This is a genomic window from Pseudomonas parafulva (assembly GCF_000800255.1).
GTDB lineage: Bacteria > Pseudomonadota > Gammaproteobacteria > Pseudomonadales > Pseudomonadaceae > Aquipseudomonas > Aquipseudomonas boreofloridensis.
Map to the genome: position 1 here is coordinate 783,751 of NZ_CP009747.1, position 20,652 is coordinate 804,402.

Annotated in this window: 14 protein-coding genes; 7 read left to right on the forward strand and 7 right to left on the reverse strand. The window is 65.0% G+C overall.

From position 1 onward, the window contains the following. The first annotated feature begins 370 nt into the window (after positions 1-370). Positions 371-7,588: a retention module-containing protein gene (locus NJ69_RS03475; RefSeq protein WP_039583081.1), complete on the forward strand. Its 7,218-nt coding sequence runs from the start codon at positions 371-373 to the stop codon at positions 7,586-7,588. Positions 7,589-7,613: 25 nt separating this feature from the next. On the opposite strand, the gene NJ69_RS03480 is transcribed toward NJ69_RS03475, so the two are convergent. Both NJ69_RS03480 and NJ69_RS03485 read right to left on the reverse strand, forming a co-directional pair. Next, positions 7,614-7,976 carry a YbaN family protein gene (locus tag NJ69_RS03480; RefSeq protein ID WP_029612940.1) on the reverse strand — a complete coding sequence of 121 codons (363 nt, stop codon included), beginning with the start codon at positions 7,974-7,976 and terminating at the stop codon, positions 7,614-7,616. Positions 7,977-7,985: 9 nt separating this feature from the next. Further along, positions 7,986-8,573: a YecA family protein gene (locus tag NJ69_RS03485; RefSeq protein ID WP_029612941.1), complete on the reverse strand. Its 588-nt coding sequence runs from the start codon at positions 8,571-8,573 to the stop codon at positions 7,986-7,988. A 243-nt stretch (positions 8,574-8,816) separates the two neighbouring features. Between NJ69_RS03485 and recQ the strand changes: the two genes are divergently transcribed. Both recQ and NJ69_RS03495 read left to right on the forward strand, forming a co-directional pair. Continuing rightward, on the forward strand, positions 8,817-10,961 hold the full coding sequence (gene recQ / locus NJ69_RS03490; protein ID WP_039576242.1) for a DNA helicase RecQ: 2,145 nt from the start codon (positions 8,817-8,819) through the stop codon (positions 10,959-10,961). A gap of 117 nt (positions 10,962-11,078) precedes the next feature. After that, positions 11,079-11,516 (forward strand): MarR family transcriptional regulator, encoded by a 438-nt coding sequence (locus NJ69_RS03495; protein ID WP_029612943.1) that lies wholly within the window; start codon positions 11,079-11,081, stop codon positions 11,514-11,516. 87 nt (positions 11,517-11,603) lie between these two features. Here the strand turns inward: NJ69_RS03495 and NJ69_RS03500 are convergent, their stop codons facing one another. Next, the gene (locus tag NJ69_RS03500; protein WP_039576244.1) at positions 11,604-13,787 is read right to left on the reverse strand and encodes a patatin-like phospholipase family protein; all 2,184 of its coding nucleotides are present in this window, start codon (positions 13,785-13,787) and stop codon (positions 11,604-11,606) included. A 69-nt stretch (positions 13,788-13,856) separates the two neighbouring features. On the opposite strand from NJ69_RS03500, the gene NJ69_RS03505 reads away from it, so the two are divergent. Both NJ69_RS03505 and NJ69_RS03510 read left to right on the forward strand, forming a co-directional pair. After that, complete coding sequence (locus NJ69_RS03505) at positions 13,857-14,138, forward strand: SelT/SelW/SelH family protein (protein WP_039576247.1); 282 nt, start codon at positions 13,857-13,859, stop codon at positions 14,136-14,138. A gap of 97 nt (positions 14,139-14,235) precedes the next feature. Continuing rightward, positions 14,236-15,048, forward strand: coding sequence for a UDP-2,3-diacylglucosamine diphosphatase (locus NJ69_RS03510; RefSeq protein WP_039576249.1), 813 nt, complete (start codon positions 14,236-14,238; stop codon positions 15,046-15,048). Positions 15,049-15,057: 9 nt separating this feature from the next. Here NJ69_RS03510 and NJ69_RS03515 read toward each other — a convergent pair whose 3' ends face one another. Continuing rightward, on the reverse strand, positions 15,058-15,369 hold the full coding sequence (locus NJ69_RS03515) for a DUF962 domain-containing protein (RefSeq protein ID WP_039576250.1): 312 nt from the start codon (positions 15,367-15,369) through the stop codon (positions 15,058-15,060). Positions 15,370-15,522: 153 nt separating this feature from the next. On the opposite strand from NJ69_RS03515, the gene NJ69_RS03520 reads away from it, so the two are divergent. Beyond that, positions 15,523-16,575: an AraC family transcriptional regulator gene (locus tag NJ69_RS03520; protein ID WP_039576252.1), complete on the forward strand. Its 1,053-nt coding sequence runs from the start codon at positions 15,523-15,525 to the stop codon at positions 16,573-16,575. On the opposite strand, the gene NJ69_RS03525 is transcribed toward NJ69_RS03520, so the two are convergent. Beyond that, complete coding sequence (locus NJ69_RS03525; protein WP_039576254.1) at positions 16,532-17,986, reverse strand: TrkH family potassium uptake protein; 1,455 nt, start codon at positions 17,984-17,986, stop codon at positions 16,532-16,534. The genes NJ69_RS03520 and NJ69_RS03525 overlap by 44 nt on opposite strands. Positions 17,987-18,149: 163 nt before the next feature. On the opposite strand from NJ69_RS03525, the gene NJ69_RS03530 reads away from it, so the two are divergent. Beyond that, a complete protein-coding gene (locus NJ69_RS03530; protein ID WP_039576256.1) occupies positions 18,150-18,707 on the forward strand; it encodes a nitroreductase family protein in 558 nt (185 codons plus the stop codon). Between the two features lie 23 nt (positions 18,708-18,730). Here the strand turns inward: NJ69_RS03530 and NJ69_RS03535 are convergent, their stop codons facing one another. Then, positions 18,731-20,059, reverse strand: coding sequence for a sensor histidine kinase (locus NJ69_RS03535; RefSeq protein WP_039576257.1), 1,329 nt, complete (start codon positions 20,057-20,059; stop codon positions 18,731-18,733). A gap of 68 nt (positions 20,060-20,127) precedes the next feature. Further along, on the reverse strand, positions 20,128-20,544 hold the full coding sequence (locus NJ69_RS03540) for a Spy/CpxP family protein refolding chaperone (RefSeq protein WP_039576259.1): 417 nt from the start codon (positions 20,542-20,544) through the stop codon (positions 20,128-20,130). Positions 20,545-20,652 lie beyond the last annotated feature (108 nt).

The window sequence follows — 20,652 nt, forward strand, 5'->3', positions numbered from 1 at the left end:
AACATTTCGTGGCAAAGCTAAGAAGATTTCTTCATAAGTGATATGCGAAAAAAAACTTATGAGCTCTAAGAAAACCGGGACATTGTTCTACACAGTCGCTCGGTTAATTGGCTGAAGTACCTGATTTCCGGGCTTTACTGAAAGTTCCACGCTTGTTTGCAGTGCGGGCGCCGGAAAGCAAAATTTAGGCGTATTTTGGCGACAAAATATTGGCGATTAATTGATGGCTACTTGGTATTAGTCCCTGCGTATTAGGTCCAAAGTGAGCGGGATTTCTCACGGATCTGACAGGTGAAGTGGTTGAACCTGATCGCGTCGCGCGGTTTCCGGAATCGCCTGTAACGAGCACCAGCATCGGAGGCGTATGTTCATGGCGGGTTCAATCGGGGTGGTGAGCAAGGTGATCGGTCAGGTGTTCGCGGTCGCCAGTGATGGTGCCCGGCGCTTGCTGGTGGAGGGCGATCGGCTGTTCGCTGGGGAGCAACTGGACACGGGCCTGGGTGGTGCCGTGGCAGTTCGTTTAGCCAACGGTGCCGAGCTGACCCTCGGGCGAGGCAGCAGCCTGACGCTCACGCCGGACCTGCTGGCCAATCATGCGCCCCACGTCCAGGCGCCCGATCCGACGCCCACCCAGGCCCAGCTCAGCGACGTCGAGCGCTTGCAGCAGGCCATCGCCGCGGGCGGTGACCCGACCCAGGAAGGCGAGGCGCCTGCCGCCGGTCCCGGTGCCAATGGCGCACCGGGTGCGTTGGGCGGTGGGCACAGCTTCGTGCTGCTGACCGAGGTCGCCGGGCGAGTCGACCCTACGGTCGGTTTCCCCACCGCCGGTTTCAATGGCACGCCCGAGTTGGCCAATCGTGACCTCGGCGGACTCGACCCGAGCGGTAATCCCCCAGGCGCGGGCCCCGCGACCAATCCGCCACCTGTCACGCCGCCTGTCACGCCGCCTGTGACTCCACCGGTCACTCCACCTGTTACACCGCCGGTGACGCCTCCGGTGAATCCGCCTGTCACTCCGCCGGTTACGCCCCCAGACCACCCTGTCACCCTGGGCGGTCTCGACCTGAGTCCCGCAGAGCTGAGCTTGAACGAAGCCAATCTGCCACAAGGCTCGGCGCCCAATCCCCAGGCCCTGACGCAAACCGGCAGTTTCACCGTGGTCGCGCTCGACGGGCTGTTCAACCTCAGCGTCGGCGGCATCAACGTGGTCATCGCCGGCGTGGTGACCGGTGTTGGCCAGTCGATCACCACCGGCCTTGGCAACCAACTGACCATTACCGGCTATGACGCGGGCAACGGCCTGGTCAGCTACAGCTACACCCTCACTGGCGCCGAGCAGCAACCCGCAGGCGACGGCGCCAACCTGCTGGGCGAGCACTTCGCGGTGCTGGCCAGCGACACCGACGGCGATACCGCCAGCGGCTCGCTGGATGTGATCATCCGCGACGACGTGCCCACGGCGGTCAACGACAGCAATCCGCTCAGCGCCAACGAGCAGTCGGTGCAGTTGACCGGCAACGTGCTGGACAACGACATCCAGGGCGCCGACCGCATTGCCAGCGGCCCGGTGGTCGCCGGCACCTATGCCGGCACCTATGGCACCCTGCAATTGGCGGCCGACGGTTCCTACACCTACACCCTCAACCCCGACGCTGCGGACTTCAAGAACCTCCACGGAGGCGGGCGCGGCACCGAGACCTTCACCTACACCCTGCGCGACGCCGACGGCGATACCAGCAACGCGACCCTGACCCTGAACGTCACCAATCTGGACGATCCGGTGATCCTCCGTGGCCTGGACGTGGACGGCGGTGAGCTGACGGTCTACGAGAAGAACCTGAGCACGGGCACCTCCCCCGATCCGGCGGCGTTGACCCAGCAGGGCAGCTTCACGGTCAGCGCGGCAGACGGCCTGCAGAGCCTGAGCGTCGGTGGCATCGCCGTGGTCAGTGGTGGCGTGGTCGCGGGCTTCCCGCAGTCGATCGTCACGGCCCTGGGCAACACCTTGACCCTGCTCGGCTACGATCCGGCCACCGGCGTGGTGAGCTACAGCTACACCTTGCGCGGTAACGAAGGCCACCCTGACGGCCAGGGGGCGAACAGCCTGAGCGAGCATTTCAGTGTGATTGCCCAGGACACGGACGGCAGCCGCGCCACGGCCAGCCTGGACGTCAACATTGTCGACGACGTGCCCCAGGCGTCTAGCGACGTCGCCACGGTCTACGAGGGCGGCACCGTCAGCGCCAACGTGTTGGTCAACGATGTGATCGGCGCCGATGTTCGGGCCGACGGCCAGTATGTGGTGGGCGTGCGCGCGGGCGCCGACACCTCGACGTCGGCCAGCGGCAACCTGGGAACTGCCGTGGTGGGCCTGTATGGCACCCTGACCCTCGATGCCGCCGGTAATGCGGTCTACCACGCCAATCCCAATGTCGCACCGCCCTCCGGTGCGGTCGATGTCTTCGTCTACACCCTGCGCGACGGAGACGGCGACGAGAGCACTACCACCCTGACCATCGATGTCCGCGACTGTGCACTGATCGTCGGTCCCAACGATGGGGTGACGGTGTACGAGAAGGCGCTCGATCTGATCAAGGACGGCAACGACCTCGCCCCGGGCACCGTGGTGGGCAGCGACCCGCAGTCGAACGCGGAAACCGCGTCCGGAACGTTGGCCGGAACGGTGAGTGGCGGCGTAGGGGCCTTGACCTTCGCGCTGGTGGGCAACGCTGTCGGCCAATACGGCCAGATCCAGCTCAACGCCGATGGTTCCTACACCTACACGCTCACTTCGGCGCCGAAGTCGCCGGACAACCTCAATGACGGGGCGAATACGCTGACGGAGTCGTTCACCTATCAGGTGAAGGATTCGCTGGGTAACTCGACCACGGGCACCGTGGTCATCAGCATCGTCGATGACGTGCCGAAGGCGGACAGCGACTTCGTCAATGTCTACGAGGGTGGCAGCGTCAGCGGCAATGTGCTGGTCAACGATGTGATCGGTGCCGATGTACGGGCCGACGGCCAGTATGTCGTGGGCGTGCGCGCGGGCGCCGACACCTCCACCTCAGCCATTGGCCAGCTTGGCGTGCAGGTGGTCGGCCAGTACGGTTACCTGACCCTCGACGCCCAGGGCAACGCCACCTATCACGCCAGGCCAGACAGCGTGACGCCGGCCGGTGCCACCGACGTGTTCGTCTACACCATCCGTGATGCCGACGGTGACGAAAGCACCACCACCATCACCATCGATATCCACGACTGTTCGCTGGTGGTTGCGCCAGGCGGTGGCGTGACGGTGTACGAAAAGGCCCTCGATCTGGTCAAGGACGGCAATGACCTGGCGCCGGGCACGGTCACCGGCAGCGATCCGCATTCCACCGCGGAAACCGCCTCTGGCTCACTGGCCGGGTTGGTCAGCGGCGGCATCGGTGCAATGACCTTCGCGCTGGTGGGCAACGCTGTCGGCCAATACGGCCAGATCCAGCTCAACGCCGATGGTTCCTACACCTACACGCTCACCTCGGCGCCGAAGTCGCCGGATAACCTCAATGACGGGGCGAATACGCTGACGGAGTCGTTCACCTATCAGGTGAAGGATTCGCTGGGTAACTCGACCACGGGCACCGTGGTCATCAGCATCGTCGATGACGTGCCGAAGGCGGACAGCGATTTCGTCAACGTCTACGAGGGCGGCAGCGTCAGCGGCAATGTGCTGGTCAACGATGTGATCGGTGCCGATGTACGGGCCGACGGCCAGTATGTCGTGGGCGTGCGCGCGGGCGCCGACACTTCCACCTCGGCCATTGGCCAGCTCGGCGTGCAGGTGGTCGGCCAGTACGGTTACCTGACCCTCGATGCCCAGGGCAACGCCACCTATCACGCCAGGCCGGACAGCGTGACGCCGGCCGGTGCCACCGACGTGTTCGTCTACACCATCCGCGATGCCGACGGCGACGAAAGCACCACCACCATCACCATCGATATCCACGACTGCTCGCTGGTGGTTGCGCCAGGCGGTGGCGTGACGGTGTACGAAAAGGCCCTCGATCTGGTCAAGGACGGCAATGACCTGGCGCCGGGCACGGTCACCGGCAGCGATCCGCATTCCACCGCGGAAACCGCCTCTGGCTCACTGGCCGGGTTGGTCAGCGGCGGCATCGGTGCAATGACCTTCGCGCTGGTGGGCAACGCTGTCGGCCAATACGGCCAGATCCAGCTCAACGCCGATGGTTCCTACACCTACACGCTCACCTCGGCGCCGAAGTCGCCGGATAACCTCAATGACGGGGCGAATACGCTGACGGAGTCGTTCACCTATCAGGTGAAGGATTCGCTGGGTAACTCGACCACGGGCACCGTGGTCATCAGCATCGTCGATGACGTGCCGAAGGCGCACTGCGACGTCGCCAGCGTGACCGAAGGCGGCGCGGTCAGCGGCAATGTGCTGGACAATGACATCGTCGGCGCCGACGTGCGGGCCGACGGCCAGTATGTCGTGGGCGTGCGCGCCGGGTCGGATACCTCGACATCGGCGATTGGCCAGCTCGGTGTGCAGGTGGCTGGCCAGTACGGTTACCTGACCCTCGACGCCCAAGGCAACGCCACCTATCACGCCAACCCGAACAGCGTATCCAAGGCCGGTGCCACCGACGTGTTCGTCTACACCATCCGTGATGCCGATGGCGATGAAAGCAGCACGACTCTGACCATCAACGTGCAGGACAGCCGCTTGCTGGCCTGTGAGAACAGCGATGTGACGGTGTACGAAAAGGCGCTGGATCTGGTCAAGGACGGCCACGATCTGGCCGCGGGTACGGTCATCGGCAGCGATCCGCAGTCCACCGGCGAAACGGCCACTGGCAACCTGGCGGGCTCGGTCGGCGGTGGCGTGGGTGCCGTGACCTATAGCCTGGTCGGTAGTACGGTCGGTCAGTTCGGCCAGATTCAGGTCAATGCGGACGGCACCTACACCTATACCCTCACCTCGGCGCCGAAGACGCCGAGTGGTGCCGATGACGGTGCCAACCGGGTCATCGAGCAATTCACCTACAAAGCCACCGATTCGCTGGGCAACAGCGTGACCAGCACCATCGCCATTTCCATCGTCGATGACGTACCCAAAGCTGTGTGCGCCGAGCGCAGCATCACGCCAGGCCAGTTGGACTCCAACATCCTGCTGGTGATCGACGTGTCCGGCAGCATGAACTTCGCCTCCGGTGTTCAAGGGCTGAGCCGACTGGACCTGGCCAAGCAGTCGATCAACGCGTTGCTCGAGCGCTACGACGAGATGGGCGACATCAAGGTGCAGGTGGTGACCTTTGCTACCGGCGCCTGGGTCAAGACGCCGGTCTGGGTGTCGATCGCCGAGGCCAAGAGCGTGGTCGCAGGGCTGACCGCCGACGGTTCCACCTACTACGACTCGGCGGTGACCAAGGCCCAAGAAGCCTTCCTCAGCAGCGGAAAGATCGCCGGGGCGCAGAACGTCAGCTATTTCTTCTCCGATGGTGTACCGACCAATGGGCACGCTATGACGTCGGTACGCGAGGCCGCTTGGGAGCGGTTCCTTGACGACCAAGGCATCAAGTCCTACGCAATCGGTATGGGCACCGGGGTCAATCAGGCCAATCTCGATCCCTTGGCCTACGACGGCAGCAGCCATGTCGACACCGGCTCGGTGGTGGTCACCGACCTCAGTCAGCTCAGTGCGGTACTCACCGGCACCGTGCAGGGCGCGCCGATCACCGGCAGCCTGTTGAGTGGCGGGCACTTCGGTGCCGACGGCGGTTTCATCAAGGCATTGCTGGTCGATGGCACCACCTACACCTTCGACCCCAAAGCCAATGGCGGGCAGGGTGGCTACAGCGTGTCGGGCGGACCGGACAAGGCCAGCTTCGACACGCAGGGCAATACCTTGGCAGTCAAGACCGCACTCGGCGGTACGCTGCTGGTGGACATGGACACCGGCGAGTTCACCTACGCGCCGCCCAAGGACGATGGCAGTCGCCACGTGGAGCGCTTCGGTTTCACCGTCAGCGACAACGACGGCGATACCAGCAGCGCCAGCCTGGTGGTGCAGCTCAACAGCAACAGCGCGCCGGTCGCCGGGGCCGACCACATCATCACCAACATCACGGGGGCCAGCATCAGCGTGCCGATGCAGGCCCTGTTGGCCAACGACAGTGATGCTGACCATGATCGCCTGAGTGCCGCGCCGACCACCTTCACCACCGGCTTCGCCGACAAGGGGGCCGGCTTCGCCGCCGCCGGTCAGGTGCAGACCCTGCGCTTCGACGGTACGGCCAACACCACGGCCAACCAATTCAAGGAACTGCTGCGCAGCGACTTCACGGCGGTGTCGGGCAGCATGACCGCCGCGCTGGTGGTCGCGGGCTACCTGGGCGCCATCAGCACCAGCAATGCCAACGACGAAGACACGCTGACGGTCAGCTTGCGCAAGGGTGAGAGCCTGACCTTGGACCACGACCGTCCGGCCGGCAATCTGCAGATGCAGTGGAAGGACACCACGGGCAATTATCAGGCTATCGACGATGGTGGCCGCTTCACCGCCAGCCATGACGGGGTGTACAGCCTGCATGTGATCAACACTGAGAATGCGCAAGGCAACAGCAAGGCGGCCGAGAGTTACAAATTGAGCCTGGTGATCGATTACAGCCAGGCCGAGAACGAAGTCCGGCACGACAGTTATACCCTCAGCGACAACCATGGCGGCGTCGCCACTGGCGCTGTGGACATCACCTATCAGGCGGGGGCCACCTTGGTGGGGAGTGCGGGCGACGATGTGCTGTTGGCGGGTAACGGCGACGACACCTTGATCGGTGGCGCCGGGCACGATGTGCTGGTGGGGGGAGAGGGCAACGACCGGTTGTACGGTGGGGAGGGCAACGACCTGCTGATCGGCGGGCCAGGCGACGACCTGCTCGACGGCGGCGCGGGCAATGACACCGCCAGCTATGCCAGCGCTGGCACGGGCGTGACCGTGGATCTGGCCCATGTCGGGCAACAGAATACCGTGGGTGCTGGGCTCGATACCCTGGTCAGCATCGAGAACCTGATCGGTTCTGACCATGACGATCGGCTGTTCGGCAACGACGGCGACAATGTGCTCAATGGCGGCAAGGGCGACGATCTGCTGGTCGGCGGCGCGGGTAACGATACCCTGATCGGCGGGCCGGGCAACGATACCCTGACGGGGGGCAGCGGCAACGACACCTTCGTCTGGCAGCAGGGCGACAGCGGGCACGACCGCGTCACCGACTTCACCCCAGGCAGCGACACGCTCGACCTGTCGCAACTGCTGCAGGGCGAGAACGCCACGGCGGCGTCACTGGACGACTACCTGCATTTCAAGATCAGCGGCAGTGGTGCCGGGGTGGTATCGACCCTGGAAGTGAGCAGCGTGGCGGGTGCGGCGCCGACCCAGACCATCGACCTGGCGGGTGTCGACCTGGCGCAGCACTACGGGGTGACCCCGGGCGCTGGCGGCTTGATCGCTGCCGGCTACGACACGGCGGCGCTGATCAACGGCATGCTCAACGATCATTCGTTGAAGGTGGATACGGTCTGATTGCCAGGCGGCTGCGCCGGCCTGTTCAGGGCCGGTGCAGGGTCTTCTGCTTGAGGATGTAGAGACTGACCAGCACGGCGCTGGTGAGCATGAAGGCCCGTGCCCAGAACAGGGGCACCAAGTAGCACGACAGGCCGATGCTGGCCCACATCAGGCCGATGGCGTACACCTTGCCCTTGAGTGGAATGCCCTGTCCATCGAGGTAGTCGCGGATCCAGGGGCCGAGCCGGGGATGCTCGACCAACCACGCGTGAAAGCGCGGGGAGCTGCGGGCGAAACAGGCGGCTGCCAGCAGCAGGAACGGGGTGGTCGGCAAGACCGGCAAGAAGATGCCGATCACCCCCAGCGCGACACTGAGCCAGCCAATGGCCAGCAGCAGATAGCGCACCACCGCCGATCAGTGGTGGCGTGGCTTGAGCAGTGCCGGCTTCTCTTCCGGGGCGTGCAGCAGCAGGAACAAGGCGCTGAGGGCCTCGGGAATCTGCACGATCATGTCGTCCTGCAAGTTGGCGTTGCTGGCGATGTCGGCGAACTCCGGCTGTTCGTCGAACAGGCCCGAGCCGACCATGATCGGCAGCAGCATTTCGCTGACTTCCTCTTCGGCATTCTCGAACCAGGCTTCTTCGCGCAGGAACACGCCTTCCATGAACCCGATGCACCAGCCGCGCAGTTCGGAATCGTCCGGCTCGTCGGTCAGGTCGAGCTCGCAGGGCAGGTCGAATTCCTCGTCGCTGGCCAGTTGGCGGGCGATGTGGCCTTTGAGGGCGACCAGGGTGGCCTCGATTTCGACGTGCTGGGCTTCGCTGGCGTAATGCGGTTCCTCGGCGAACAGCGCGTCGATCCATTCACGTTCGGGCACCTCCTCCGAGCAGATCGACAGCGCGGTCAGGTAGCCGTGTGCGGCGACGTAGTCCAGCGCCTCTTCGTGCAGCTCGTCGGCGTCGAGGAAGGCTTGCAGGCGGGTCAGTTGCTCGGCGAAGGACATTACGGGGCTACCTTGGGGAATAAACGATGCTGAATTCTAGCACCTTGCAGCGATGGCGGGGCAAAGGGAACGTCTGTCATCCCAGCCTGCCGCAGGTCAGGGCAGTGGGGTATACTTCGCCGTTTTCGAGCCAGGTGGCGCCTTGGCGTCATTCGGCAAAAAACGCTTACGCATCCGGCGTGTGCGCAGCGGATTTATCGTCCAGCCTGTCTGCGGGATGGTACGACGATCGTGGAGTGGCAAATGCTCGAACAGGCTCAGCGCGTCCTCAAGGACATCTTCGGCTACGACAGCTTCCGGGGTCGCCAGGCGGCGATCATCGAATGCGTGGCCAACGGTGGCGATGCGCTGGTGCTGATGCCCACCGGCGGCGGCAAATCGCTGTGCTTCCAGGTGCCCGGCCTGTTGCGCAACGGCCTGACCGTGGTGGTGTCGCCGCTGATCGCGCTGATGGACGACCAGGTCGCCACCCTCGACGAACTCGGCGTGGCGGCGGCGGCGCTGAACTCCACCTTGAGTGCCGAGCAGCAGCGCGACCTGGCCGCGCGCCTGCGCCGCGGCGAAGTGAAGATGCTTTACCTGGCGCCTGAGCGCCTGGTGCAGCCGCGCATGCTGGACTTCCTGCGCGACCTGGACATCGCCCTGTTCGCGATCGATGAAGCGCACTGCGTGTCGCAGTGGGGGCACGACTTCCGTCCCGAGTACCTGCAACTGGGTCAGCTCGCCGAGTTGTTCCCCCATGTGCCGCGTATCGCCCTGACCGCCACCGCCGACATGCGGACCCGCGAGGAAATCGTCCAGCGCCTGCACCTGCAGGGCGCCGAGCGGTTCCTGTCGAGTTTCGACCGGCCCAACATCTTCTACCGCATCGTGCCCAAGGAATCGCCACGCAAGCAATTGATGGCCTTCCTCGCCGAGCGTCGGGGTAACGCCGGTATCGTCTATTGCCTGTCGCGCAAGAAGGTCGACGAGACGGCGGCCTTCCTCTGCGAGCAAGGCTTCCCGGCGCTGCCGTACCATGCCGGCCTGCCCGCCGAGACCCGGTCGGCCAACCAGCACCGGTTCCTCAACGAGGAAGGGCTGATCATGGTCGCGACCATCGCCTTCGGCATGGGCATCGACAAGCCCAACGTGCGCTTCGTCGCCCACCTCGACCTGCCCAAGTCGCTCGAGGCCTATTACCAGGAAACCGGACGTGCCGGCCGTGACGGCCTGCCCTCCGATGCCTGGATGGCCTATGGGCTGCAGGACATGGTGATGCTCAAGCAGATGCTGCAGAACTCCGAAGGCGACGAGCGCCACAAGCGTGTCGAGCAGCACAAGCTCGATGCCATGCTGGCGCTGTGCGAGGAAACCCGCTGCCGTCGTCAGGCGCTGCTGGCGTACTTCGACGAAGTGCTGGAGCAGCCTTGTGGCCATTGCGACAACTGCGTCGACCAGGTGCAGACCTGGGATGCCACCGAGCCCGCGCGCCAGGCCCTGTCGGCGGTGTTCCGCACCGGACAGCGCTATGGTGTCGGGCATCTGGTCGATGTGTTGCTGGGCAAGGACAACGAGAAGGTGCGCAGTTTCGGTCACGAGAAGCTCTCGGTGTTCGGCGTCGGCAAGGCCTTGGGCGAACACGAATGGCGCTCGCTGTTCCGCCAGTTGGTGGCGCGCGGGTTGGTGGACATCGATCTGGAAGGCTACGGCGGCCTGCGGCTTTCCGACACGTGCCGGCCGCTGCTGCGCGGCGAGGTCAACCTGCAACTGCGCCGCGACCTCAAGCCGCAAACAGTCGCCAAGTCCTCGAGCGGTGGCGGCAGCCCGGCCAGCCAATTGGTGCGTGTCGAGGAGCGCGAGCTGTGGGAGGCGCTGCGCACCCTGCGGCGCAAGTTGGCCGAGGAGCACAGCGTGCCACCGTACGTCATCTTCCCCGACTCCACCTTGCTGGAGATGTTGCGCAGCCAGCCCACCAGCCTCAGCGACATGGCCCAGGTCAGCGGCGTCGGTGCACGCAAGCTGGAGCGCTATGGCCAGGCCTTCCTCGAGGTGCTCAACGGCGCCGGTGGCACCGAGGAGGCGCCCAAGGTGGTGCTCGACCTGCGCCACGAGTTGGTCAGTCTGGCCCGTGCGGGGATGACGCCGGCGCAGATCGCCGGGCAACTGGCGTGCAGCGAGAAGAATGTGTACAGCCTGCTGGCCGAGGCCATCGGTCGTCAGGAACTGAGCCTTGAGCAGGCGCTGGACCTGCCCGAGGAGCTGATGATGGAAATTCAGGACGCCTTCCTCGACGGCGAAGGCGAGCTGCCACCGGTGTCGGCCTTGTTGCCACAGTTCGCGCAGCGGGTGCCGGAAGGCGTGCTGTACTGCGTACGCGCAGCACTGGCGGCCGAGTTCGAGCTCTGAGCTGACCGGCGTCATGCTCTGCGTCGATTTTCGGCGCATTCCCACAGGCTGAGCCTTGCCTGATCCTGTGGGGCATGATTAGCTGACTAACTATTAGTTTCCATCCACGAGTTGCCTATGCCCCTCACCGACAATCAACACCGCTTCGGCATGCAGCTGGCACAGATGTCCCGAGGCTGGCGTGCCGAACTGGACCGTCGTTTGGCCGGGCTCAATCTGTCCCAGGCGCGCTGGCTGGTGTTGCTGCACCTGGCCCGGTTCAGCGAAGCACCCACCCAGCGCGAGCTGGCGCAGAGCGTCGGCGTCGAAGGTCCGACCCTGGCGCGACTGCTCGACAGCCTGGAAAACCAGGGGCTGGTCCGTCGCCAGGCCGTCATGGAAGACCGCCGCGCCAAGAAAATCCTGCTGTGTCCGCCGGCCAAGCCGCTGATCGACCAGATCGAGACCATCGCCAACGCCTTGCGCGCGGAGCTGTTCACCGGCGTCGACGAGGCAGACCTGGACGTGTGCATGCGGGTGCATGCGAAAATTCTCGGCAACCTGGAGAAGCCTTGAGGTTCAACGGCGCACCCGCGCGCGCACGCAAAAGCGGATGGCGGCCCCATCCGCTTTTTCCATTTCTTTGGCCGGGCCCGTCGACACTCAGAAGCTGCTGCCCAAATTCAAGTACACCGCCTTCTGATGCTCGGTGTTGATTCCGTAGCTGATGTTCAAAGGCCCCAGTGGCGTCTCCAGTCCCAGGAACACGCTGGCCGCGTTGATGTAGCCGCTGTCGAAGTCGTTGTCGTTGTTCCACGCGCGGCCACGCTCCAGCGACCCGCCCAGGTACAAGGGCAGATCCAATGGCACATAGGCCCGAGGCGTCAGCCGGCGGTAATACACCATGCGCATCAGGCTGATGTTCTGGCCTGACAGCGAATCCTGGCGGAACCCCGACAGTTGCCTGGCTCCCCCGAGCACGAAGCTGGAAGTCACCACCTCGGTATCGTCCAGGGTGCGTCCGTAGCGGCCACCCAACACCCAGGTATTGGCGCCGTAACTCAAGGCTTTATCCAGGTGGAACTGCCATTGGCGGTAGTCGCTGTCCGAGTCCAGCGAGCGGTCGAACTTGCGCAGGCTCAGGCCGATGTCTTCGCCGCTGTGGGGGAAGTAGACGTTGTCGAAGGTGTCGAAGGAGTACTTCAGTTCGTAGAAGCCCTCGTTGAAGCTGACTTTGGGCAGGCTCTGATCGCCAATGCGCACCTCAGCCTCGCCCCAGGCCTTGCCGACGCCGAGTCGCACTTCGCCGTAGGTGCCGATCTGTCGGCCCAGGTTGAGGCCGAACCCGTAGCGTTCCAGGCGGTACTCGGCGACCGGATCGTTGTCCAGGGTGGCTTCGATGTTCTGCGAACCCAGGGACAGATAGGGGGCGACGAAGTAGCGCGAGCCCACGTCCAGCGGTTGGTAGAACTCGCTGTACAGCTCCTGCTGGTCGCCGATCTGCGCGCGCGTGAGCCATTCGGCGCCCAGCCGGTTGATGCCATTGACGCGGTAGCTGGCACCGAGGTTGAAGGCGCTGTCGCCGCGCATGTCGTCCGAGAGGTTCAGGCCCAGACGCAGGTAGTCGGTGCCGCCACGCCGGCCACGGGCATTGATCACCAGGGTATTGTCGTCGCCCTTGTGTACCACGCGGTACTGCACGCGGTCGAAGTAGTCCAGCCCGTACAGGGTGCCCATGTCGGTTTGCAGGCGATCCAGCGCCAGCGGCTCGCCGATGGGCTGGCGGATGTAGTAGCGGATCACCTCGTCGCTGACCTTCGAGTCGTTCTCGACCTTGATCGCCGTGATCACCGGCGTGCGCTGGCGCGGTGAGCGGGCCACGGCCAGTTCGGCGTCACCGGCCTGGCGCAGCCCGGCCAGGCGCGCGTCGAGGGCGCGGGTGGCTCGGTAGCCCGCGTCGATCATGTCCTGGGCGCGGCCGAAATCGGTGACGCCGAAGGCGCTCAGCGGTGGTTGCACAAGAATGTCTTCGCGGCCCAGGCTGGCCAGCTGTTCTTCGGAGTTGCGCCGGGTCATCAGGGTGATCGACTGATTGAGCACGTCCACCACAGTGGCCAGTTGCTTGCGCGAGCGCAGCGGGGTGCCGATGTCCACCACGATGGCCAGGTCGACGCCCATTTCCCGCACGACATCCAGCGGAATGTTGTCGACCATGCCGCCGTCGACCAGCAGGCGGCCGTCCAGCTCCACCGGCGCGAACACCGCTGGAATCGACATGCTGGCCCGCACCACCTGCGGCAGGTGGCCACGGCGGAACACCACCTTTTCGCCACTGGCGATGTCGGTGGCGACGGCGCGGAACGGGATGGGCAGTTTGTCGAAATCGCGGATGTCGGCGGTATGGGCCAGCTTGCTTTCCAGCAGCAGCGACAGGTTCTGGCCCTGGATTACCCCCAGCGGCAGACCCAGGCTGCCGTCGTCGCGAAAGCTGAGCTTCTGCTTGACCAGGAAGTCGCGGTCGTCCTGCTTGCGCCTGAACGGCACGTCCTTGCGCGGTGGCGCATCGGACAGCGCCTGCTGCCAGTCGAGGGTCAGCGCCAGGTGTTCGAGTTCCTCGATGCTGTAGCCCGAGGCGTACAGCCCGCCGACCACCGCCCCCATGCTGGTGCCAGCGATGGCGTCGATGCGCACGCCCTGTTCTTCGAGGGCCTTGAGCACGCCGATGTGGGCCAGGCCTCGGGCGGCGCCGCCGGACAGCACCAGGCCGACCTTGGGCCGGGGCGCGTCGGCCGCGTGCAGGACAAGCGGGGTGAGGGTCAGCAACAGGCATAACAGCAGACGGCGCATCGTGAGTCTCAAAACCGTGGGCAAAGACCGCTAGTATAAGCGGCCCATTTCAGCAGGAGACGTTTGACCATGGCCGATGCCAAGCCCGAAATCGTCATCGAGTATTGCACCCAGTGTCAGTGGCTGCTGCGCGCCGCCTGGTTGGCGCAGGAATTGCTCAGCACCTTCGCTGACGACCTGGGCCGGGTCACGCTGCAGCCGGGCAGCGGCGGTGTGTTCCGCATCACCTGCAACGAGCGACAGCTCTGGGAGCGCAAGGCCGACGGCGGCTTCCCCGAAGCCAAGGTGCTCAAGCAGCGGGTGCGCGATGGCATCGACCCGCAGCGCGACCTGGGCCACAACGACCGCTGAGGGGGTGTCGGTGGGCAGCGGTGACTCGTCACACAACTGCCACCAACCTGTCATCCGCACCTGCCAGTCTCCTGCAAACAACGCCGGAGGCCGCCCGATGACACACGCCGAACTGCTCCGCCCGTCACGCAAGCAACGCGTGCGAACCCTGTGGATCTCCGACGTGCACCTGGGTACTCGTGACTGCCAGGCCGAGCACCTGTCGCAGTTCCTCAAGGGGTATCAGGCCGATCGCATCTATCTGGTCGGCGACATCATCGACGGCTGGAAGCTGCGCAGCGGCGTCTACTGGCCGCAGGCTCACACCAATGTGATCCGCCGCTTGCTGACCATGAGCAAACGCGGTACCGAGGTGATCTACGTCACCGGCAACCACGACGAATTCCTGCGCCGTTACTCACGGCTGATCCTGGGCAACATCCAACTGGTGGACGAGGCCGAACACCTCACGGCTGACGGCCGTCGCCTGCTGGTGGTGCATGGCGATCAATTCGACGTGATCACCCGCTACCACCGCTGGCTGGCCTTTCTCGGCGACCGCGCCTATGAATTCACCCTGGTGCTCAACCGCTGGCTCAACCACTGGCGCGCCCGTTACGGCTATGGCTACTGGTCGCTGTCGGCGTACCTCAAGCACAAGGTCAAGGGCGCGGTGAACTTCATCAGCGATTTCGAGGATGCGATTGCCCACGAGTGCACCCGGCGCGGCTTTCAAGGCGTGGTCTGTGGGCATATCCATCACGCCGAGATTCGTCAGGTGGGCGATGTGCAATACCTCAACTGCGGCGACTGGGTCGAGTCGTGCACCGCGCTCATCGAGCACTGGGACGGTCATATCGAGTTGTATCGGTTGGCCGAGGCGCAAGCCCAGGAAAGCGAGCGCCTGGCGGCGCTGCGCGAGCTGGTCTGAGACCCGTGCTCAGAGGCTGATCTTGCCGCGCAGGATGTCGCGGAACATGGCGAAGTCGCCGGTCAGGCTATAGAGGGGATAGGTGAAAGTGGCCGGCCGGTTCTTCTCGAAAAAGAAGTGCCCGGCCCAGGCGAAGCCATAGCCGGCCACCGGCATGGCCAGCAGCAATAGCCACTGACCGCTGCCGATGGCATACGCCAACAGTGCGATGACCAGGCTGGTGCCGACGAAGTGCAGGCGTCGGCAGGTGGGGTTGGCATGCTCGCCGAGGTAGTAGGGATAGAACTCGGCGAAACTGCGAAACTGCGTCGTGCTGTTCATGGCGGGGTTCTCGCCGCTGCGTTTTTGTTCGGGGTATACGGCGTGGAGCCTGTTTCGAGTCTAGAGTCACTGGGAGCGCCCACCAGTGACAATTGGCGCCATTTGAGTATCCTTTCGAATCACCGCAGGAGCGGTCAGCACAAGAAGCCTGTCATGAGCGAAAGAACCACGTCGGCCAGCTGGGCCTCAGGGATCGTCAAAGCGCTCGAGCTCGAAGGACTCGATTGCCGGGCCATGTTCAAGCAGTTGGGCCTGGACTTCGCGGCGCTGGACGACCCGGATGCACGCTTTCCACAGGATGACATGACCCGCCTGTGGTTGCTGGCGGTCGAGCTGTCCGGGAACCAGGCCATCGGCCTGAACATGGCGCGGGTGGTGCGCCCGGCGTCGTTCCATGTGGTGGGTTATGCGCTGATGTCCAGTCGTACCCTGGCAGAAGGCTTCGAGCGCCTGGTGCGCTATCAGCGCATCATCGCCGAGAGCTCCGACCTGAGCTTCACCCTCGGCCCTGAAGGCTACTCGCTGACCCTCACCGTGCATGGCGATCACCTGCCGCCGACCCGCCACAGCGCCGAGGCGTCGCTGGCCTGTGCGCTGTCGTTGTGCGCCTGGCTCAGCGGCCGCCCGGTGCAGCCGCGGCGGGTGCTGATCCAGGGCACGCAGCCCAAAGACATCGAACCCTACCGACAGGCCTTCCGTGCGCCTCTGGAGTTCGGCGCGCGGCACGATGCGCTGGTCTTGGAACGCGCGGACATGGAGGCGCCGCTGCCCACCGCCAACGAGGCGATGGCCATACTGCACGACCGCTTCGCGGGCGAGTACCTGGCACGCTTTTCCGAAAGCCGAGTGACCCATCGGGTGCGCCAGACCCTGTGCCGCATCCTGCCGCAGGGCGAACCCAAGCGCGATACCGTGGCCCAGGCCCTGCACCTGTCGCAGCGCACCCTGCAGCGCCGGTTGCAGGAGGAGGGCACCAGCTTCCAGACGCTGCTCGACGACACCCGTCGGGAATTGGCCGAGCAGTACCTGGCGCAGCCTGGCATGACCTTGCTGGAAACCGCCTACCTGCTGGGTTTTGCCGACCCGAGCAATTTCTACCGGGCCTTCCGTCGCTGGTTCGACGCCACGCCCAGCGAGTACCGGGCGCGCCTGGAGGCGTCGCTCAATGGCGCCAGAACGCCGGCATGCACAACACCAGCACGGTGATGATCTCCAGGCGACCGAGCAGCATGCCGCCGGCCAGGATCCACTTTGCCGCATCCGGCAGGCTGGCGAAGTTGCCGGCCGGGCCGATCACCTCGCCCAATCCCGGGCCCACGCCGGAGACGGTGCTGGCGGCACCGGTCAGCGCGGTCATCCAGTCCACGCCCAGCAGCGACAGCAGCAAGGCGATGACGCAGATGGTCACGGCGAAGAAGAACGAGAAGGTCAGGATCGAGCGCACGATTTCTTCGTCGAGGCGGTGACCGTTGTACTTCTGCTTGATCACCGCGCGCGGGTGGATCAGTTGGTTGAGGCTGGCCTTGAGCAGGATGTAGGCCACCTGGAAGCGGAAGATCTTGATACCGCCGGCGGTCGAGCCGGAGCAGCCGCCGATGAAGCCTAGGTAAAAGAACAGCATCAGCGAGAAGTTGCCCCACAGGCTGTAGTCGCCCAGGGCGAAGCCGGTGGTGGTGACCACCGAGGTGACGTTCAGCGCCACGTGGCGGAAGGCGTCCAGCCAGTGCAGGTCGGTGGTGGCCCAGTACCAGGTGCCGAGCACTATCCAGGTGGCCACCAGCAGACCGAGCAGGCCCTGGACCTGTTGGTCGCGCCACAGCGCGCGATGGTTGCCGCGCAGGGTCGCCACGTACAGCGTGAACGGCACGCTGCCGAGGATCATCACCACCACCGCCACCCAGTGCACGGCCGGCATGTCCCATTTCGCCAGGGACAGATCGGAGGTGGAGAAACCGCCGGTCGAGATCGCCGACATGGCATGGTTGATGGCATCGAACAGGCTCATGCCGGCCCACCAGAACGCCAGGCTGCCGAGCACGGTGATGCCCACGTACACCGCGACGATGTACTTGGCCACCATGTGCGAACGCGGCATGACCTTTTCCGAACGGTCCGACGATTCGGTCTGGAACAGGCGCATGCCGCCGATGCGCAGCAGCGGCAGGATCGCGACCGCCATACCGATGAAGCCGATGCCGCCGAGCCAGTGCAGCATCGAGCGCCAGATGAGAATGCCCGGCGACACGCTGTCCAGGCCACTGAGCACTGTCGAGCCGGTGGCGGTGATGCCTGACATGCTTTCGAAGAAGGCGTCGGTGTAGCTGATGTGCTGGGTCAGCAGCAGGGGCAGGGCGGCGAACACGCAGACCACGACCCAACTGCTGACGGTCAGCAGGTACATGTCGCGCGGGCGCAGGTGCACGTGTTCCGGTCGCCCCTGCAGCACCATGGCCAGGCCGGCGATGAAGGTGATCAGGCTCGACCACAGGAACGAGGGCAGATCGGCCGTGCGTTCGAAGATCATCAGCGTGGCCATGGGCACGACCATGCTCACGGCCAGGGTAATCAGGAAGATGCCGATGATGAACGCGATGATCCTTAAGGTCGGCAACGCCATGTGATCTGACTCGAAACGGGAAAGGGCGACATTTTAAGCGGCGAGCCTCAAGCTGCAAGCGGCAAGTTGAAGCGAGCCGGCGTTGGCTGACCGCTTGCAGCTTGAAGCTTGCGGCTGAGCACCTGAGAATGGCGGCACTTTCAATTTGCCAGGAGGGTAGCCCGTGGAGGCTCTCGACGCTTTGCTCAACCGTGTTTCCGTGCCGCGCCTGACCGATCCCGCGCCCAATGCGGCCCAGCGTGAAGGGTTGTTTCAGGCGGCGCTGCGTGCACCGGATCACGGGCAGCTGCGACCGTGGCGATTCCTGACCATCGAGGGGGCGGCGCGCGAAGCGTTGGGCGAGCTGTTCGCCGAGGCGATTCAGGCCCAAGGCGATGCCAGCCAGGCTGCGCTGGACAAGGCCCGGGCCATGCCGCTGCGTGCGCCGTTGCTGGTGGTGGTGATCGCACGTTTGCAGGCGCATCCCAAGGTGCCGGCGTCCGAACAGCGCCTGGCGGCCGGTTGCGCGGCCCACGGCATCCTGATCGCCGCCCATGCCCAAGGCATCGGTGCGGTGTGGCGCACCGGCGACATGGCCTTCGACAGCCATGTGCACAAGGGGCTGGGGCTGGCCGACAATGAAGAGCTGATCGGCTATCTGTACCTGGGCACCCCGACTAGCGAGCCGCGCACACCGCCGGTACTGGACACCGCCGACTTCGTCACCGCCTGGGGCGAGTGACCAAGGCCTGATGGCGTGCGCCCTTAAACGGGCGCCTGAGTGACCGGCAGCGCCAGCCGGGCCTCGAACCCGCCTTGTGGGTGGTTCTCCAGCACCAGCGTTCCGCCATGGCGCTCGGCGGCGCGGCGGGCGATTGCCAAGCCCAGCCCATGCCCCGCCGCCTGCTGCCCCGGCGCGCGGAAGAACGGCTCGCCCAGGTGCAGCAAGTGTTCCGGAGCTACCCCAGGGCCATGGTCGCGCACGCTCAGCAGCACCTGCTCGTGCTCGCGGCGGGCATGGATTTCGATGGGCTGGCCCGCCGGGTTGAACCGCAGGGCATTGCGTACCAGGTTGTCCAGCGCCCGTTCGAGCAAGGTCGGCCAGCCCTGCAGGGTCAAGCCGGGTTCTGCTTCCAGGCGCACCTCCTGCTCCGCTTCGCTGAGCTGAGCGTCCCGGCGCACACTGCCCAGCAGTGCGTTGACGTCCACCGGCTCTGGGTGCGCCTGCTCGGCATCGACCCGGGCCAGCACCAGAATCTCGCTGATCAGGTCTTCCAGGCGATCGCACTCGCGGGTCAGTCGTGGCCAGAGCGTCTGGCGCTGCTCGGGCTCGGCCCGTTCGGCCAGGGCCAGGGCGATGCGCAGGCGTGCCAGCGGCGAGCGCAGCTCATGGGACACGTCGCGCAGCAATTGGCGCTGGCTGGAAATCAGGCTTTGCAGGCGCGCGCCCATCTTGTTGAAGTCGTTGGCCAGTACGCCGAACTCGTCGCGTCTGACCGACAACTGCGCCAGGCTGTTCTGCTGATAAGTGGTTTGCCCCAGGTCGTGCACCGCGCCGCGCAGACGGCTCAGCGGACGGGTGATGGACAGGGTGACCAGCAAACTGAACAACGTCAGCACCACCAGCGCGATGCCCAGGGCGCTCAGCGGCCAGATCAGGCTCTCGCGGTGCCAAGCCATCAGTTCCGGATGAGGAATGCGGTAGATCAGCAGGTAGGTCTGGCCGGTGGTGGGGCTGGTGTACTCCTCGGTGAGGCGACGCCAGGGCAGGCGCTCGTCATTGTGCTGACGGCGCTCGAAGTCTTCGGCGCGCCGCGGGAAGGTACCGGGCACCACGGCATCGCCACTGTCGTCGAGCACCTGGACGTCGATCTTGTAGCGCTGTTTACGCCGTTCCAGGAAACGTTGCGAGGCTTGCAGGCCTTCCTGCTCGTAGTGCTGGACCCAGCGGCTGGCGAGGGTGTTGAGGCCCGGGTGACGACTGAGGATCCAGGCATCCTGATTGAGCATGTGGCCAAGCAGGATCGACAGGCCGGCGACCAGGGCGATGGCCAGCCAGAAGCTGGCCAGGATGCGCCAGAACAGTGAGCGCAAGACGAGTACCTCCCAGGCATGAAAAGGCCCGGCCCGCTGGAGTGCGGGCCGGGCGTCGAACGTGCAGCTTACTGGGCCTTGGCGGCTTTTTCAGCTTTCCAGGCCTGGAACTGCTCCCACTCGGCCTTGTCGGCCGCGCGTTTGCTTTGCAGTTCGTCGAATTGCTTCTGCTGGTCGGGCTTGAGCAGGGCGCGGATCTGGGTCTGGGTCTTGTCGTGACCGGCCTTGATCTCGTCCTTCATGGCCTTCTGTTCAGGGGCCGGCAGCTTGTCCAGGTAGCGCTCGGTGATCTCGCGGCGCTGTTTCATCTGCTCGCCCATCAGCCGGCCGATCTGCTGGCGCTGCTCCGGGGTCAGGTCGAGCTGGGCGAAAGCCGCAGGGCCACGGTGATGAGGGCCTTCGCCGTGCGGGCCGGGTTCAGGCATGGCCATGGCGACGGTCGGCAGGGCGGCAGCGAACATCAGTGCGGTCAGGGTCTTGCGCATGGGTGTTTCTCCTTTTTCAGGCCGGTGGTTACCGGATGAGCCCAGTCTAGGGTGCGCAAGGTCAAGCGCGGTCAGGTCAGGGTAAAGGCTCGGTAAAGACCGCCCTCG

Bases quoted from the DNA above. Each gene is read 5' to 3' on its own strand.
- NJ69_RS03485 (WP_029612941.1), bottom strand. From the start codon at position 8,573: ATGTCCTTCGCCGAGCAACTGACCCGCCTGCAAGCCTTCCTCGACGCC.
- NJ69_RS03515 (WP_039576250.1), bottom strand. From the start codon at position 15,369: ATGAACAGCACGACGCAGTTTCGCAGTTTCGCCGAGTTCTATCCCTAC.
- NJ69_RS03520 (WP_039576252.1), top strand. From the start codon at position 15,523: ATGAGCGAAAGAACCACGTCGGCCAGCTGGGCCTCAGGGATCGTCAAA.
- NJ69_RS03475 (WP_039583081.1), top strand. From the start codon at position 371: ATGGCGGGTTCAATCGGGGTGGTGAGCAAGGTGATCGGTCAGGTGTTC.
- recQ (WP_039576242.1), top strand. From the start codon at position 8,817: ATGCTCGAACAGGCTCAGCGCGTCCTCAAGGACATCTTCGGCTACGAC.
- NJ69_RS03495 (WP_029612943.1), top strand. From the start codon at position 11,079: ATGCCCCTCACCGACAATCAACACCGCTTCGGCATGCAGCTGGCACAG.
- NJ69_RS03510 (WP_039576249.1), top strand. From the start codon at position 14,236: ATGACACACGCCGAACTGCTCCGCCCGTCACGCAAGCAACGCGTGCGA.
- NJ69_RS03500 (WP_039576244.1), bottom strand. From the start codon at position 13,787: ATGCGCCGTCTGCTGTTATGCCTGTTGCTGACCCTCACCCCGCTTGTC.
- NJ69_RS03505 (WP_039576247.1), top strand. From the start codon at position 13,857: ATGGCCGATGCCAAGCCCGAAATCGTCATCGAGTATTGCACCCAGTGT.
- NJ69_RS03525 (WP_039576254.1), bottom strand. From the start codon at position 17,986: ATGGCGTTGCCGACCTTAAGGATCATCGCGTTCATCATCGGCATCTTC.
- NJ69_RS03540 (WP_039576259.1), bottom strand. From the start codon at position 20,544: ATGCGCAAGACCCTGACCGCACTGATGTTCGCTGCCGCCCTGCCGACC.